Origin of the sequence: Ahrensia marina (genome assembly GCF_042140245.1) — a bacterium.
GTDB lineage: Bacteria > Pseudomonadota > Alphaproteobacteria > Rhizobiales > MH13 > MH13.
Genome location: NZ_CP159483.1, coordinates 1,580,993 through 1,595,836, shown reverse-complemented (window position 1 = coordinate 1,595,836; position 14,844 = coordinate 1,580,993). Strand labels below are relative to the sequence as shown.

The 14,844-nt window shown below is 57.9% G+C and carries 14 protein-coding genes, 1 tRNA gene and 1 pseudogene; 6 read left to right on the top strand and 10 right to left on the bottom strand.

Annotated features, from left to right (window positions below; translation table 11 throughout):
• Positions 1-342 precede the first annotated feature (342 nt).
• Complete coding sequence (locus ABWH92_RS07845) at positions 343-2,334, top strand: DUF882 domain-containing protein (RefSeq protein WP_375573670.1); 1,992 nt, start codon at positions 343-345, stop codon at positions 2,332-2,334.
• Positions 2,335-2,357: 23 nt separating this feature from the next.
• Here the strand turns inward: ABWH92_RS07845 and ABWH92_RS07840 are convergent, their stop codons facing one another.
• The 3 genes from ABWH92_RS07840 to ABWH92_RS07830 form a co-directional block, all read right to left on the bottom strand.
• A complete protein-coding gene (locus ABWH92_RS07840) occupies positions 2,358-2,630 on the bottom strand; it encodes a DUF2312 domain-containing protein (protein WP_375573668.1) in 273 nt (90 codons plus the stop codon).
• A 136-nt stretch (positions 2,631-2,766) separates the two neighbouring features.
• Entirely contained in the window at positions 2,767-3,069 is a 303-nt protein-coding gene (locus tag ABWH92_RS07835; protein ID WP_375573666.1) for a DUF1244 domain-containing protein, read from the bottom strand.
• Between the two features lie 14 nt (positions 3,070-3,083).
• A complete protein-coding gene (locus ABWH92_RS07830; RefSeq protein ID WP_375573664.1) occupies positions 3,084-3,893 on the bottom strand; it encodes an N-formylglutamate amidohydrolase in 810 nt (269 codons plus the stop codon).
• Between the two features lie 295 nt (positions 3,894-4,188).
• On the opposite strand from ABWH92_RS07830, the gene ABWH92_RS07825 reads away from it, so the two are divergent.
• Together ABWH92_RS07825 and pyk are read left to right on the top strand one after the other, a co-directional pair.
• A complete protein-coding gene (locus ABWH92_RS07825; RefSeq protein WP_375573662.1) occupies positions 4,189-4,770 on the top strand; it encodes a DUF1036 domain-containing protein in 582 nt (193 codons plus the stop codon).
• A gap of 13 nt (positions 4,771-4,783) precedes the next feature.
• Positions 4,784-6,223, top strand: coding sequence for a pyruvate kinase (gene pyk, locus ABWH92_RS07820; protein ID WP_375573660.1), 1,440 nt, complete (start codon positions 4,784-4,786; stop codon positions 6,221-6,223).
• Between the two features lie 2 nt (positions 6,224-6,225).
• On the opposite strand, the gene ABWH92_RS07815 is transcribed toward pyk, so the two are convergent.
• The 5 genes from ABWH92_RS07815 to cpdR all read right to left on the bottom strand — a co-directional run bounded on the left by ABWH92_RS07815 (position 6,226) and on the right by cpdR (position 8,852).
• Positions 6,226-7,203: an alpha/beta fold hydrolase gene (locus tag ABWH92_RS07815; RefSeq protein ID WP_375573659.1), complete on the bottom strand. Its 978-nt coding sequence runs from the start codon at positions 7,201-7,203 to the stop codon at positions 6,226-6,228.
• Positions 7,200-7,790 carry a tetratricopeptide repeat protein gene (locus ABWH92_RS07810; RefSeq protein ID WP_375573657.1) on the bottom strand — a complete coding sequence of 197 codons (591 nt, stop codon included), beginning with the start codon at positions 7,788-7,790 and terminating at the stop codon, positions 7,200-7,202. The genes ABWH92_RS07815 and ABWH92_RS07810 overlap by 4 nt, the downstream gene beginning before the upstream one ends.
• Before the next feature lie 145 nt (positions 7,791-7,935).
• Positions 7,936-8,061, bottom strand: coding sequence for a type B 50S ribosomal protein L36 (gene ykgO / locus ABWH92_RS07805; RefSeq protein ID WP_375573656.1), 126 nt, complete (start codon positions 8,059-8,061; stop codon positions 7,936-7,938).
• Positions 8,062-8,341: 280 nt separating this feature from the next.
• Positions 8,342-8,416: transfer RNA gene (locus ABWH92_RS07800), tRNA-Val, on the bottom strand.
• A gap of 76 nt (positions 8,417-8,492) precedes the next feature.
• Positions 8,493-8,852 carry a cell cycle two-component system response regulator CpdR gene (gene cpdR, locus ABWH92_RS07795; protein WP_375573654.1) on the bottom strand — a complete coding sequence of 120 codons (360 nt, stop codon included), beginning with the start codon at positions 8,850-8,852 and terminating at the stop codon, positions 8,493-8,495.
• A gap of 318 nt (positions 8,853-9,170) precedes the next feature.
• On the opposite strand from cpdR, the gene ABWH92_RS07790 reads away from it, so the two are divergent.
• Together ABWH92_RS07790 and ABWH92_RS07785 are read left to right on the top strand one after the other, a co-directional pair.
• Positions 9,171-10,064 (top strand): N-formylglutamate amidohydrolase, encoded by an 894-nt coding sequence (locus ABWH92_RS07790; protein WP_375573652.1) that lies wholly within the window; start codon positions 9,171-9,173, stop codon positions 10,062-10,064.
• 385 nt (positions 10,065-10,449) lie between these two features.
• Positions 10,450-11,280, top strand: a complete 831-nt coding sequence (locus ABWH92_RS07785) for an inositol monophosphatase family protein (RefSeq protein ID WP_375573650.1) — start codon at positions 10,450-10,452, stop codon at positions 11,278-11,280.
• A gap of 12 nt (positions 11,281-11,292) precedes the next feature.
• Here ABWH92_RS07785 and ABWH92_RS07780 read toward each other — a convergent pair.
• Both ABWH92_RS07780 and ABWH92_RS07775 read right to left on the bottom strand, forming a co-directional pair.
• Positions 11,293-12,267, bottom strand: a pseudogene (locus tag ABWH92_RS07780) (alpha/beta fold hydrolase).
• A gap of 114 nt (positions 12,268-12,381) precedes the next feature.
• Complete coding sequence (locus tag ABWH92_RS07775) at positions 12,382-13,797, bottom strand: PLP-dependent aminotransferase family protein (RefSeq protein WP_375573649.1); 1,416 nt, start codon at positions 13,795-13,797, stop codon at positions 12,382-12,384.
• Positions 13,798-13,901: 104 nt separating this feature from the next.
• Here ABWH92_RS07775 and ABWH92_RS07770 point away from each other — a divergent pair, with 104 nt between their 5' ends.
• Positions 13,902-14,822: a DMT family transporter gene (locus tag ABWH92_RS07770; RefSeq protein WP_375573647.1), complete on the top strand. Its 921-nt coding sequence runs from the start codon at positions 13,902-13,904 to the stop codon at positions 14,820-14,822.
• The last annotated feature ends 22 nt before the right edge of the window (positions 14,823-14,844 follow it).

Below are 14,844 nucleotides of genomic sequence, written 5' to 3'. Positions count from 1 at the left end.
AGCGAATTGCTCCCCAACTCAAATGCAGAATGCATCAGCAATCGACGCCTCACATCAAGGAATGGTCACCTGTCGAAATCGGATCGTTGGCAGAAAGCGGTTTCGCTTTGGTAACCGGGGCTTAACCCTAATCATGGAAGCGTAAGCCACTTGCGCTTGCTCAAGGCGCTGCGCCATGATTTGACCAAGTTTTACCGGTGTTGGGTACAGTCGGTTGGGACCATGCAAGCGTCGTCTGTGGACGGCGGGCAAGCAACGCGCGAACGTCATTGGGGACATCGCAACGCAGCTTGCGCAACTTGCAACGCAAGCGAGGGCAGTTTGGGACACGGGACAGCACGAATGGACATGGCGCATCAGGCCAGAACGCGTGCATTGCTAACGGGCATGATCACGCAAGCCACAGCCAAAACTGTTTTTGCCAAGCGTGTTTCGCTTCTCCTGCTCATCACCGCTCTTTCGTTTTTTGCGTTCGGCGCATCGCTAAGCTTGGCGCAAGATCGAACGCTTTCGCTTTACAACACCCACACCCATGAACGGCTGACTGTCACCTACAAGCGCAATGGACGTTTCGTTCAAGCCGGCCTTAATCAGCTCAATCGGTTTTTGCGTGACTGGCGGCGTGACGAGGTGACACGGATTGATCCGGACCTCTTTGACATCGTCTGGACCGTTTACCGCGAAGTGGGTGCCAGCGAACCCATCCACGTTGTTTCCGCCTACAGGTCGCCAGCAACCAACAACATGTTGCGCCGCCGGTCCTCTGGCGTGGCGCGCAATTCTCAACACACTCAGGGCCGGGCGATGGACTTCTTCATTCCCGGTGTGTCCGCCGCTGAAATTCGCGCAGCGGGTCTGCGTTTGCAGCAAGGCGGCGTCGGCTTTTATCCACGCTCTGCCACCCCTTTTGTTCACCTCGACACCGGTTCGGTGCGCATGTGGCCACGGATGACACGATCACAGCTCTCGCGCGTGTTCCCCAATGGTCGCACCATCCATATTCCGGCCGACGGGCAGCCCATGCCAGGCTTCGAACAGGCCCAGCGCGAGCTTCAGCGCGGCGGCGGTCGCACAGTGTTTGCATCGTCAGGCTCCAGTGCCTCAACTGCACAAAATGATGGTGACGGCGACATCGTGCTACCAGGTGAAAGCGGCGGTGGTTTCCTGCAAGCCTTATTTGGTGGCAACACCCCAGAGCCAGCCGCAGAAGTACCTTCAGCGCCAAGCCGCACAGTTGTCGCGAGCCTGCCCGCGCAGACGGCTCCAGCCGAAACAGAGATTGCCAGCGCACCGCGTGATCGCTACGCGGCGCCCTCCCCTATTCTTCCGCCCTACGCCAGCGTCGATGGCACGTGGAGCGCACCCTCGACCGTGGCGGGTCTAACAGTCCCAGCACCAACACCAGCACCGACCATTGACGACATTCAAATGGCGGCTCTGGGCACCAGCCCAGCACCAGCTTCGCCAGGTGCCATTGCTCTGGACAATGCCTTTGCGACGGCACAGTCAGCGCCGACACCGCCGCCACTCAGCCCACCAGCGCTGAGCGAGCCGACCACCGCGCAACAACCACAACCGGTCGTGCTGGCGTCCGCATCCCCATCGTTGGCGCAAACACAACTGCCGCCCATCAGCCGCGAGCAACAGATCGCGCAGAACGTCCCGGCACCAGGTCAGATCGCGGCGATCATCGAGGCTCGATTTGCCGAGCGGCGCGCCGCCCAGGCGAGCCTCGCAGGCCAAGTGAGCGAAGCGTTGCAAACCGCAGCTTCATCACCGACCCCCGCCCCAGCGGCAGCACCAAACGACCCGAACTCATCTCTGCTTGCCTTCGCGCAACCCACAGAGTCAGCGCTCGCACCAGGCAATGTGCTTTCAGAAACAGGCGCTTTGGCCGCACCAAGTGCTGCTGAGGTAGCAAGCGCACCGCGCTTTGTTCCGCCAGTTCCAGCGCCCTCACCGACACTGGTTGCTGCCGCGCCAACGCAAGCGACACCAGCAACAACCGCCCCTGCAGCAGATGGCAACAGCTTGATTGCAGCTGCGTTCGCTGCTCAGCAGGACACACGCACCCCAGCACAGTCAGCCATTGATGTTTTGACAGGATCAACGGATAGCCCGGCGCAGCCTGGTATTACAGGACGGCTTTATCCAATTGCTGATGATTTGACGCCAGGGCTCGCCAAACAATCGATCCGTGGCGCGCGGCATGCGACGCTTGTCGCCCCCTCAGCGTCGGTGACGCTATCGCCGACCGTCGTCCAGTCCAGCGGCTTCGTGCCGTCGGGCACGTTCCAACTGCGCACAGACGGGTTTGGGCGGTCTGGCAGCTAACTGATGTTGGAAGATCGAAGTCTTTAGCTGTCGACGTCGGTTGGTGAAGGCGCAGCTGGTCCGCCAAGCGCGCCAAGATAGAGGTCAAGCAACGCTTCCTGCTCTTGCCGTTCGGCCTGATCCTGCTTGCGGATACGCACCACTTGGCGCAGCACTTTGGTGTCAAAGCCATTGGATTTGGCCTCGCCATAGACATCTTTGATATCGTCAGCGATGGCCTTTTTTTCTTGCTCAAGCCGCTCAATACGCTCGATGATACTGCGCAACTGGCCTGCTGCGACGCTGCTATCTGCCATGTCTACACTCCGCTTGTGCAGGGCATGCGCCCCGTGTGGATTTGATCAACAACCAAACGACCAAAGCCGGGTCAACCGCAGGCTCGCCCTTACCCGTGGATGGCGTCAACAAGGCTGGGGACAAGCTTCGCTTCGCTCAATCAGAATGCGCAGCGTGTGATTTCTCAAAGGCAGCCTTCTGTCCAGGCGTCGCCGCTGTTTGATACTTGGCTTTCCATTCATCGTACGGCATGCCGTAGACCATCTGCCGGGCCCTGGCTTTGTCGAGGTCAACACCAGCATCGTCAGCTGCATCGACAAGCCAATTGGACAGGCAGTTCCGGCAAAAGCCAGCCAGATTCATCATATCGATGTTCTGCGCATCCGTGCGCGTTTGCAGATGGGAGACCAACCGGCGAAACGCCGCTGCTTCCAGATCGCGCTGGGTGGATTCATCCATGAAAAAGCCTCGTTCTAGCGTTGATCAACAGGCAGTATGTGGCGAAGGCTCGGCTGTTTCACAAGGGTCGTTAGCATCGGTATCAGCCGAGACGCCCAGGCATCGACACCCGACGCGCTGTGGATCAAGTCCTGCCGCACTTCCAGCAGTGCATGGGGTAAGCCCTTACACGTGCCATGGCGATGCATGGTGTCACCTGGCAACTCACCGCGATAAGGCTCATTGTCGCCGACGATCAAATCGCCTTCAGCTTGCAAGGCTTCAATCAATGGCACGGCGAGACGTGGATCCTTGTCCCATAACACCCCAGCGTGCCACGGGCGGGGATGCCCCCGCCAGATCGGCGTGAATGAATGCACCGAGAACAGCACAGGAGCCCGGTTGGTAACGCGGTGCACATGCCCGATCGCTTCGGCGATGGCATCATTGTAGGGCTCATAATAATCGGTGATGCGCCGCGCGCGCTCAGCTGCGTCATGGCGCGCATTGCCTGGTACAACCGCACCATCGGACAACCGCATGATGAGGGTTGGGTCATCGATACCGCGGTTGGGGTCGATCAGAAGTCGGGAAAAGCGTGACATCACCAGCGTGGCATCCAACGCGTCAGCCAGCTGCTCACACAGCGCCTTGGCACCAATATCGTAGCCGATATGACGCTCAAGCTGATCGGGTTTCAAACCAAGCGTGCCGTAGGCTTGGGGCAAAGTGTTCTCGGCATGATCGCAAAGAATGATCAACCCATGATCGCTATCACGCAAACGCAGCTCGTAGGGAGCTGAGTCACGCGTTTGATGTGCCTGTCGATTGACGGGCTGATCCATGGGTTATGCTTTCCGATAGCAAATGGGGCGATGGGCCAGACCACAAGGTGCCTGCTTCCATCAGGTAGCGCTGATCATGGGATGCTTGCAAGACCATGCCCGTTGTTCTTAGCTCTCCGCCGATGGCCAAGGAACGATTTGCCGCACACCCAACAGTGCGCAGCACGACAGGCCGCCGCAATTTTGTCGTGTGGCCCCGTCATGGCAATCTCACGCCCGCTGTCTTGGCCCGACCAACACCGTGGGTCGCAAACCGCCGCTTGCACCTGGATGAGAGAACGATAATAAGACCCCCATGAGGCTCCTTAACCCCACAGCCGGACGCGCCCGCAAACCGGGTCTGACCTTCGCGTTCATCGTCACCGCCTTTGCTGTCGCGGCTTTGGTGGTCGGCGGCTACGTCGCATTCAATCGCACGCAAGCGGTTGAGCCGATCGTTGAGGACGCGATCGAAGGCCGCGTGGTGGAAGGCACAGATGCCATGGAAGAGGCCAGCACGGCGCCCAACACATTGGGTGTTGGGCCAACCGGCTTTCGTGTGTGCAACGAAACCTCCAGTACCATCGGCGTCGCACTGGGCTACGACTCACGCCAAGGTTGGATATCTGAAGGCTGGTGGAACTTGCCCTCCGACACATGCGAGACCCTGCGCTCAGGGTCGTTGGCTTCGCGCTACTACTATGTCTACGCGATCGACTATGATCGCGGCGGGGAGTGGAAAGGCCGCCACTATATGTGTACACACGCACGTATCTTCACCATCAGGGGATTCGAAGACTGCGCACAACGTGGACTGGAGACCACCGGCTTCTTTGAAGTTGATACCTCCGGACAGGCCAGTTGGACCGTGCAGCTCACCGAAGACTCTCTCCAGTAGCGACAGGCCGCCCATGCACAAGCGCAACCGCAGCGTCAAGATTCTCGCCACCCTCGGGCCGGCAAGTTCAGAAGTCGAACAAATCAAAGAGCTGCATCTGGCGGGCGCCGATGTTTTCCGGATCAATATGAGCCATGGTGACCCGGACAAGATGCGGGCGATGATGGAAAAGATCCGCAGGGTGGAGGCTGACGTTGGCAGCACCATCGGTATTCTGGTTGATATTCAAGGCCCCAAACTGCGCGTTGGTATGTTTGCCGATGATGCGGTGATGCTGGACAATGGCGCGTCTTTCCGCCTCGACACCAAGGATGAGCCAGGAACGGGGGAGCGCGTTCAACTACCGCATCCTGAGATTTTTGAAGGTATGGATGTCGGCCACACCCTCATTCTCGATGATGGCAAACTGCGTTTGGAGTGCACAGGCACCGACCAAAAAAGCTACATCGACACCAAAGTCATCGTTGGCGGCAAGCTCTCAAGCCGCAAGGGCGTCAGCTTGCCTGACACCACCATTTCAGGTGGCGCACTGACGGAAAAAGATCGCCGAGACCTAGCAGCCGCACTGGAAGCTGAAGCTGACTGGATCGCGCTTTCCTTTATTCAGCGGCCTGAGGATGTCGCCGAAGTGCGGAAGATCGCACGCGGCCGCTCTGGCATCCTGTCCAAAATTGAGAAGCCGCAGGCGGTGGAGAAGATCGAGGAAATCATCGAGCTTTCCGATGCGATCATGGTTGCTCGCGGCGACCTGGGCGTAGAAATGCCCTTGGCCTCCCTGCCCGGCACCCAGAAACGCATCACGCGCGCAGCTCGCAAGGCTGGCAAGCCGGTGGTGGTTGCCACGCAAATGCTGGAGTCCATGATCACCTCACCGGTGCCAACACGCGCCGAAGTGTCCGACGTTGCAACCGCCGTTTACGAAGGCGCCGATGCGATCATGCTGTCGGCTGAGTCCGCTGCTGGCGATTATCCGCACGAAGCCGTCTCGATGATGAACACCATCGCCATTGAGACCGAAAACGACCCACTCTATCGTTCCATTATCAACGCGCAGCGCACTGAGCCGGAAGCAACAGGCGCGGACGCGATTTCAGCAGCAGCCCGTCAGATCGCTGAAACACTGCACCTCTCAGCCCTCGTCTGCTACACCTCCTCTGGGGCCACGGGCCTGCGCGCAGCCCGCGAACGTCCACAAACACCCATTATCGCGATCACACCGCGGATACGCACCGCGCGCCGCTTGGCGCTGATCTGGGGCATCCACCCAGTGGCAACCGATGATGCGACCGATATTGACGATATGGTGGAGCGGGCATGTGCGGTGGCGATGAACCAAGGCTTCGCAAGCCCAGGTAACCGCATCATCATTACAGCGGGCGTACCCTTTGGCACCCCTGGGGCCACCAATATGCTACGCATTGCCTTTGTTCGCGAAGATCAAAGCAACAGCTAGGCTCACCCTTCGGCAGTCTCGACCGATGGGCGCGCCGATTCCACGATTTGATCGATGGCATCTAGCACCAGCTCCGGGTGGGTTTGGTGCGGCATATGCCCGCCACCTTCAATGACGACCTTTTGGGCCCCAGCGATGTCTCGCTCCAATCCATCTGAATGGATATGCGGCAGGACAACACCGTCCGCATCGCCGGTGATGATCCGAACAGGCATGGTGATGTTTTGATAGCTTGCCGCTTCATCGACGACGAACGGTTTGAGGCGGTAAACATCCTCTGCGTTGGCCTGAAAAGCGTGTGGCCTTAGCACCAAGCGCGGCATCAGCTGGTCGGCATAGTCTGGCCTTGGTGGTTCCGGCGCAAACACCCCTTCCACGCCAGATTCAACTTGAAACCAACCTGCCGGAAGACTGATCAGGCGGGTGAAAAGCCAACCAAGAACCGGTTGATTGGCCAGACCGTAAAACCAATCCACTCCGCCGGGCCATGGATGGGTAGCCGGCGCAACGAACACCGCGCCGTCCACAACATCGCTGTGGTGCACCGCCATCTGCGCAACCACAGCCCCACCCCAACTGTGGCCAACAGCGATGATGCGCGTGGCGCCCGCTGCTTGGGCGGCTGCGATGAGCCTATCAGCTTGCACACGCGGTGAATGATCGCCAGGAAGTCGCTCACTGTTTCCTTGCCCGGGCCGATCAACGTAAAGCGCGTGAAACCCAGTGCCAAAGCGCTCAGGAAGATGATCCCCAAGCGCAATCATAAACTCCCGATGATTGGAGCTCGCGCCATGAACGAAAAGCAGACTTGGCTGGCCGTCTGAGGGTGTGCCGTTCTCCACCAAATGTACGGTGACGCCGTCCACGTCGATGAGGCGACCCTGTGGCGGATGCGCATGGTTCAACCATACAGCACCAACCTGCGTGACCACGCCAGCAGCGCCGACAAGAACAATCAGAGCAACAAGAAAACCAGTCAAATGGGTGCGCCGCGCAATCGCCGTTCAATAGCACCAAGCACCTCACGCGTGCGATCCATATGCGGATGAACACGCAAAGCTTCGGCAAGGAAAAGCTGCGCTTGAGCGTCTTGGCCAAGCTCTTCAAGAATAAACCCGATGCCGCTGAGGGCCCCAAAATGGCGAGGCTCAAGGCGTAAAACCTGTTCCACATCCGCTATCGAGCGCGCATAATCCTCGCGCAAATAGTGCACGGTGGCACGTCGGTTCCAACCTTCAGCATAATCAGGCTCAAGCGCGATCACCGTGTCTAAGAGGTCAAGTGCCATGGGAAAGTCGCGCGAGCGCATCGCAACGGATGCCCGCCGCATCAACAGGTCAACCGCCTCGCTGCCCGACTGGTTCCAAAGATTTTGTACCTGACGGGCCAAAACGTCAGCAGCTTGACCGTCTTCGCTCAGCGCAAGGGCATCAAGCAGAGAACCAACACTGTGAACTGGATCGGCAACGCTATCAGATTGATCTGCCTCGGGAGCGGTGGCCGAAGCTTCAGTGTTCTCACTGGCGTTCGACGGCACAGCCAAGACAAGCCCGAAGAGCAGTCCCATAGCAAGCCCGGCGTTTCGTGCCAGGAGCGAATCAAATGTCAAACGGGCAAAGAAAAACCGCATGCCCTGAAGTCTGCATCAGGTCATGCGGTTCGTCAAAATCACCAAGCCGTGAGCATATAGCCCTACAGCTTAGGAAACAGGCTTAGCCCTGGCGCGCTTTAAAGCGACCCTGGGTCTTGTTGATGATGTAAACACGGCCACGACGACGCACCATGCGATTGTCGCGATGACGCTTCATCAGCGATTTCAGCGAGTTCTTGATCTTCATAACAACGGACCTTCACAACAGACGCGGCACGTGTTGGATCGGTGCCACAAATAAAAGGGCGCGCATTGCTGCGCGCCTTGAAAAAAGCTTGGACAGTCCATGCCAAGCAAGCTGGAGAATGTCAAGCAAGCTAGCGCCAATCCTCATCTCAGCCTTGATCCAGCATCTATAGCTGATGCCTATCGGCAAGCGCTTAGCCAACAGCGGCCCCATCGCGATGGACCCATGAGAAAAGCACGGGGCAACGCCTGGCGGAAAGCCAAATGAGCGGGAATAAAAATGGTGGGCGCGGGCAGGATCGAACTGCCGACCCCTTCGATGTCAACGAAGTGCTCTCCCGCTGAGCTACGCGCCCTCAACGGTGGCGAGGTCTTATCGGGTAAACTGAAGCGATGCAAGCGGGCAAAAGCGCTTGCGAAGGGATTTGCCTGTTAAGCCGCCAGAAGCTTTTCAACCTCATCCACCAGGTCTTTCAGATGGAAGGGTTTGGAGAGAACTTTGGCGTCTTTGGGCGTGTTCGCGTCTGGGTTCAACGCCACAGCCGCAAAACCGGTGATGAACATGACTTTGATTTCCGGGTCGAGCGCGGTTGCCTTACGGGCAAGCTCAATACCGTCCATTTCCGGCATTACAATATCGGTGAGCAGCAGCGTAAATGGCTCTTCGTTCAGCCGATTGTAGGCGCTCTGGCCATTGTCAAACGACACCACCTCATAGCCAGCATTTTCCAACGCTTTGGCCAAAAAGCGGCGCATGTCGTTGTCATCTTCGGCCAACAGTATCCGTGTCATGTCTGCTTATCTCATCAATCATCGCCAGGGCCGAAAACAAGCAAGGCCCGAAATCAAAAGGCAGGGCAGCAACCAACGTCAATGATTCGAGTTGCTGCTACGCCCGCTTACATACGGCGATGCCCCTTTCTTGGGAAGCCAAAGCAGGCTTTTGCCGGAAGAATTGAACGCACAACCCACCGGACTGGTTGATAAATCATTCCAATTGGCAACCCTCACACACGGTGGACTTCGCCAAGTGAACCTGCGATCCTCAACCCAACACTTTGCGTAGCAGCGCGTTTTTTCGCCTCAACGCCAAACAGACCTTGGGCCTTGATGGACACAGTTGAATCCTTCGATACAGCACCACCCTATGATCTGCTTGTGCCGATCACGCAAACGGTGCCGTTTGTGTTCGGTTCGCCCCATTCTGGCACCAGCTATCCACGCAACTTTTTAGAAGCATCGCAACTCTCAACGCTCGATCTTCGTCGCTCCGAAGACACCTATGTCGATCGGCTGATCACCCCGTCGGTGCAAAAAGGCGCCCCAATGATCACCGCGCGCTTTCCACGCTGCTATTGCGATGTGAACCGCGAGCCTTATGAGCTTGATCCACGGATGTTTTCCGATGCACTGCCCGCCTTTGCCAACACGGCATCGCTTAGAGTTGCCGGCGGTTTGGGCACGGTTCCGCGCGTTGTTGGTGACCGTCAGCCAATCTATCGGCGGAAACTGCCAGTGGCCGATGCCATGGAGCGGGTGGAAAAGCTCTACAAGCCCTACCATTCCGCACTGCGACGGGCTTTGGCGCAAACACATGTGCGCTTTGGCGCGTCGGTTTTGGTTGATTGCCATTCCATGCCCTCGCTCATTCGCACATCCAGCGGCACGCTGAGCACAGACTTTGTGGTTGGCGATCGGTTTGGCGCCAGTTGCGCACCGCAGATTTCTGAAACCATCGTTGATGTGCTGCGCGACCTTGGTTTCGCCGTTGCCCGCAACAAACCCTATGCTGGGGGCTTCATCACCGAACATTATGGTCGCCCCGACAAGGGCATTCACGCGGTGCAATTGGAGATCAATCGCGGTCTCTACATGAACGAGCGCACACTTCTCCCCAATGCGGGCTTCAACGCCGTTATGGACGCCCTGAGCGAGACGATGGATGCCTTGTTTTTGCTCGATGTTGAGGTCTTAGCACCGGTAGATCGCGCAGCCGCCGAATAGCCCATTCCATCAAGCCAAAAAAAAGCCGTTTAACCCGAAGGTCAAACGGCTCAAGTCTAGGGAGGAAACGCCCAAGGAGGGCATTACGTCACGCCGGGAGGGCCATGACGCACTGCAAAAATGAGGTGTGCACCGCAACAAGTCAAGGCGGCCGATACGTTTTTTGACCAGTTGCTCAAAAATGTCGCGCTTTAGCAACGCGGGCGAACAATTGTTGCGCAGAAACGATCAATACAGACACAAAGTGTCGAAATACCAACGCAACTCATCCACAGCCACGCCGACCACCCTAGGCTCTTTCATTCCGACTGCGCCAAAAACCAGTTGGTCAGGACAATTGTCCATGCGATGGCCATACCCATGAATCACGTGACGATACCGGACAATGACTGACGCACCCGACACTGCTATTGCCGCCCGCTCAGCCCTGTTTGAGCAAATGCAAACCATCGCGCGTCGTGAGACCTTGCCGTTTTTCCGCACGGCCATGACCATCGACAACAAGCAAGCAGGCACAGGCGGTTATGACCCCGTGACCGAAGGCGACCGCAACTGCGAGGCCGCGCTGCGCACCCTTATTGAGAAGCACTTTCCCGAGGATGGCATTTTCGGTGAAGAGTTCGGCAATGTGCGGCTCGACGCCCCTTTTGTATGGGTAATCGACCCGATTGATGGCACACGCGCTTTTGTTGCTGGCGTGCCGCTCTGGGGCATGCTGGTGGGTCTGATGCATCAACACAAACCCGTGGCAGGTCTTGCCCATCAGCCCTTTATTGATGAGGCTTTCAGCGCACCTGGCAATGGATCAGCACTTTGGTCCAAAAGTGATGAAACACGGGCCATGGCAACGCGCGCAACAGACGCGCTCAGCAACGCCACACTGATGACGACGACGCCGGCATTGTTCGATGGGAAAGAGCGCGCGGCCTATGACACGCTGGAGGCCAGGGCACGCAGCGTGCGCTACGGCACCGACTGGTACAGCTACGCGCTGATCGCTTCTGGTACCGCCGATATCGTGGTAGAAAGCGGTCTTAGCCCTTATGACATCCTGCCCCTCGTTCCAATCATTGAGGCCGCCGGAGGATCCGTGACCGACTGGCACGGCGCTCCCCTTGCAACAGTGAACGACGCGTTTTCTGGTCAGGTGCTCGCCGTCGGTGACAAAACGCTCATCGCAGAAGCAACAGAGTTGCTGGCACCAGCCGCGCGGTAGAAAACGCGATTGCTAGAGCAACGACACGTCAAAGTTCTCCAAGGTCCGCTTAAGGTTGCGATCGCGCAGTTCTGGGATGGAGAAAAAGGCCTCTGTCGCTGCTAGAAACAGATCGCGGATCGCATCGCGCTCAAACATCGGCTCGTGCTTGGATCGCGGCAAACGCAGTAACGTCGCGGTGGGAACAGCCGCGGCCATCCGCTCAATGGCATCGGGCGAAACAACATCATCATGCCCAGCTTGGACAAACATGCACGGCGTTTTGATCTGATCAAGAAAGTCCTGATCCCATACACGCGCCATGCCCCGCGAAACTCGGTGCAGCCAGCCAAAGGTCGGCCCGCCCAGGCCAAGATCAGGATGGTCGGACAACATACTGGAGACCGCCGCGTACCGTTTGGGATCAGAAGTTACCGCATTGTCCTTGAAGGGACCGGACCCCGAAAGCGTTTCACCGACTCCTGGTGGAAAAGACTGACCAAGCCCCATCCAAGTGGCCCATTTAGCACCACGCGCAATGGTCTGGTGCGAAGCGGTTTTCACGTTGAAGCGCAACAGCGGCACTGACAACACCATCCGATCAAACCAAAGTGGTTTGCGTATCAGCATGTGCAGCGCCAGCAGCCCACCCATCGAATGGGCAAGCCCCATCAGCGGCAGCGGGCAATCTGGCAACACACCCTTCTCGATCACAATCTGCAAGTCACGCACATAGGCATCGAAGTCATGGATATGGCCTTTGCGCGGTTCATTGCGCAAAACTCAACTCGAAAGCCCCTGACCGCGCCAATCAAATGTGACGACCACAAAGCCAAGCTTCACATAGTGCGCGATAACATCGGCGTATTTTTCGATGAACTCGCTGCGTCCGTGCATCAGGATCAGTGTGCCAAGCGCTGTGCCCAACGGACGAAAGTGTGCAACGCGCACCCGTGCGGTCCGGCGCAAGCCGACGGAAAGATAGAACACCCGGTGCAAGCGCTGCATGGGCATGCCATCGACCCAATAGAGAAACGCGCCATCCTCACCAACGATGGATTCCGGGCGCTCTACATCGTCGCTCATTTTCGGTTGTACTACCGCCATAGCAGGTCTCTTGCCTCACTCTGGGTGGGCTTGCAACATCGCGCGTTCGACAGCGGGAAGAATGGTGGGGTCCAAGGTTTGCGCCACATTGAACCGCAAAAACGTGCAGGCCTCCTCGCGCAGACTGAACGCTTGGCCAGGCGCCAGCACAACGCTACGGGCAAAAGCATTGCGTGCCACCTGCGCCGCGTCCAACCCGCCAGGCAGTTTACACCAAAGAAACATCCCACCTTTTGGCTCCAAGACCGGCTCTATCCCGATGGTGTGGAGCTGACGGATCACTTTGCCCATCGCATCGGCCAGCCGTGTGCGTACACTGCTCATATGCCGACGATAAGCGCCATCGGTCAGCAGCCTAAAGACAAGATCGGAGGAGAAAGCACCGCCCCCGAACGATGTCGCGAGCTTCAGATCAACCAGTTCCTCTATCCAATCAGAACGAGCGGCAATGAAACCGCATCGCACCGCAGCTGAGAGTGTCTTGGAAAAGCTGCCGACATGGATGACCCGGTCCAACCCGTCAAACGCAGCCAAGCGCGGCGCTGGTTCTTGCTCAAAATCGGCAAAAATATCATCCTCAATGATCAGAACATCGTGTGCCTCAGCAAGCTTCAACACACGATGAGCCACAACCGGCGACAACGTCGCGCCCGTTGGATTATGCAGCGCAGAGTTGGTGATGTAGAGCCGCACCCGATGAGCACCAAGCACATGCTCCAGTTGGGTAAGATCGGGGCCGTTTGGAGTGTACGGAACACTGACCACATTCACACGGTGAGCCCGCATCAAGGCGTGAAAATTGAAGTAACATGGATCATCAAGCAGCACCGTATCGCCCGGTTTCAGCAAAAACCGGCACAGCAGATCAACGGCTTGCGTGCCCGATTCGGTGATCATGATGTGCTGTGGGGGCGCTTCAATACCCCGATCTGCCAACCGTCGCGCAAGAAGTTGGCGAAGCGGCGCAAGACCGTGGGGGCTTGCGTAGTCAACAAGGTGACCATCCCCTTCTCGCGCCAAGCGGCGCAATGCCCTCGCGATGTCATCGCCGGGCATCCAAGACGCCGGAAGCCAACCGCAGCCGGGCTTCATCAAACTGGCGTCGTGATTGAGCGCGCGGCGCGTCATCCAAACCGGATCAACGTCACGGTGGGCTGACGGGTCAACAGGTGCCAACGACAAAGGCGGCAAATGGCCGGAGGCAAAAAAGCCAGCGCCAGGTCGCGACGTGATCGCACCCTCGGCAACCAGCCGATCATAAGCCTCAACCACAGTGGACTTCGAAACCCCAAGCCGCTCGGCCATGGCGCGGATGGAGGTGAGTCTGGCACCGGGCTGACTATGCTGGCCCGCAATTTGACGGCGAACAGCGCCCATCACCATGTCGACGCGGGTCTGGCTAGGCTCTGCAATGTTTTTGCTTAGGCTCATCTGTACACCAATTTGTATCAGTACACTTTTATGAAATTGTACTGCACTGTCTCTGGAGAATCCATCGCTGTCGGCGCCCTTGGGGGAGGCAAAGGGAGTGTTTGATGAACCAGAGCAAGAACGGTTGGATCTTTGGCCTTATCGGCGTGATCATTTTCAGTGGTTCGCTGCCCGCAACGCGTGTGGCTGTCGCTGATTTCGACCCCCTTTTCTTAACCGTCGCGCGGGCTGCACTGGCTGGGCTCTTGGCTGTCGCAACGCTTGTCTGTCTGCGCCAGAAACGTCCCGACCGCACGGACATCCCATCGCTCGTCATCGTTGCACTCGGTGTTGTCGTGGGTTTTCCTCTCTTCACCGCACTCGCCTTGCAACACATCACATCAGCCCGCTCGATTGTGTTCATCGCGCTGCTGCCCCTGGCGACGGCCATCTTCGGTGTCATGCGCGCTGGTGAACGCCCTCATCCCGCTTTCTGGGCATTCTCCCTAGCTGGCAGCGCCTTCGTCGTTGGATTTGCCCTCAGCGAAGCATCATCCGGGGTGCTGATCGGCGATGCCTTTATGGTCGCGGCCGTCATCGTTTGCGGTCTTGGCTACGCAGAAGGAGGCAGACTTTCCCGCACATTGGGCGGATGGCAGGTGATCTCCTGGGCTCTGGTGATCTCGCTGCCGCTGATGCTTGTCCTCAGCCTTATCACCTTCCCCGACACTCTGGCTGGGATCGGAACGTCAAGCTGGACAGCGCTTGGCTATGTGTCGATGTTTTCAATGTTTATTGGCTTCGCCTTTTGGTATCGTGGGCTGGCCCAAGGCGGCGTTGCCGCCGTATCGCAACTGCAGCTGCTGCAACCCTTTTTCGGTTTGCTGCTTGCAGCTGGACTGCTGCGCGAGGAGGTAAGCCTCATCATGGCAGTTGTCAGTGTTGCCGTGGTCGCCTGTGTAGCGGGTGCAAAACGGTTTTCTCAAAGCGCCATCCAAGCAAGAAAGGCTGGCGTCCCACAAAGGGGACACCAGCCTCGGTCCTAGATAGCCACCTGGAGGGCGGATC